At 76.2% G+C, this 1228-nt stretch carries 1 pseudogene; it reads right to left on the bottom strand.

The annotated features are described in order from the left end of the window. A pseudogene (locus tag B7767_RS36610) lies at nucleotides 1-1214 on the bottom strand (ATPase); the annotation flags it as partial. Between the last annotated feature and the right edge of the window lie 14 nt (nucleotides 1215-1228).

The raw sequence follows: 1228 nt of genomic DNA, 5'->3' as shown, positions 1-1228 counted from the left end.
GCCACCGCCGCGGCCTCGCGCAGCGCCGACGCCCCCGCGGCGTCCCCGGCGAGCCGCGCCGCCTGCTCGTACCGCTGCTGGGCCTCGCCGAGCAGGTTGCGGGTGAAGGCCAGTCCGGCCAGGAGCCGGGCCAGACGGCAGGCGTCCTCCCGTCGCTCCGGCCGGTCGGCGGCCCAGGCGAGAGCAGCCCTGACGTCGTCCGCCACCGCGTCGAACCGGACGCGCCAGTCGGCGTCGCCGGAGCCCGACAGGGCCTCCGCGGCGGCCAGGCACCACTGCGCGTGGCGGGACCGTACGACGGTCCGCTCACCGGCGTCGGTGAGCCGCTCGGTCCCGTACTGCCGGATGGTCTCCCGCGCCTGGTACCGGGTGCCGGTCTCGGACGGTGTCACGGAGAGCAGGTTCTGCTCGGCGAGTCTGCCGAGCCCGTCAAAGACCGCGGACGCGTCCAGCGGGGTGAAGGCGGCGACCTCGGCGGCCGCGTCGGCGGTGAACGGCGTGACGAACACCGACACCCGGCGCAGCAGCGCCCGGTCCTGCGGCTCGAGCAGGTCGTGGCTCCAGTCCAGTACCGCCCGTACCGACCGGTGCCGGTCGTCGGCGCGGGCGCCGCCGCTCAGGGTCCGCAGCTGATCGGAGAGACCGGCGGTCAGGCCGTCGAGGCCGAGCGTGGACCAGCGTGCCGCCGCCAGCTCGATCGCGAGCGCCATGCCGTCGAGCCGTTCGCAGATGGCCACGACTCCCTCGCTCACCGTCGGCCCCGGCGGCCAGCCGACCGCTGCGGCCCGGTCCATGAACAGGGCGACCGCGTCCGACTCGTCGCCGCCGTCCCGCGACAGCGGCGGGACCGGGAAGACCCGCTCGAAGGGCACCATCAGCCGGGCGCGGCTCGTCGCGAGCACGTACAGCCGCGGACAGGCCGTCAGAAGCCGTTCCAGGAACGGGGCCACCCCGTCGCGCACCTGTTCGCAGTTGTCCAGCACCAGCAACGCCCGGTGCTCCGCGAGCGCGGCCAGCACCGCGTCGTCGATGTCGCGCCCCGGCTGGTCGCCCGCGCCCACGGCCGCCGCGACCGCCGCGCCCACGCGCCCCGGATCGGTGACCGGGACCAGATCGACGAACCACACTCCGTCGGGGAAGTCGTCGGCCAGGTCCGCGGCCACCGCCAGGGCGAGCCGGGTCTTCCCCACCCCGCCGGGGCCGGCCGCGGTCACCTGCCGGTGCTTCC

Source organism: Streptomyces sp. 13-12-16, from assembly GCF_002114215.1.
Classification (GTDB): Bacteria; Actinomycetota; Actinomycetes; order Streptomycetales; family Streptomycetaceae; genus Streptomyces.
This window is presented reverse-complemented; position numbering and strand designations above follow the sequence as displayed.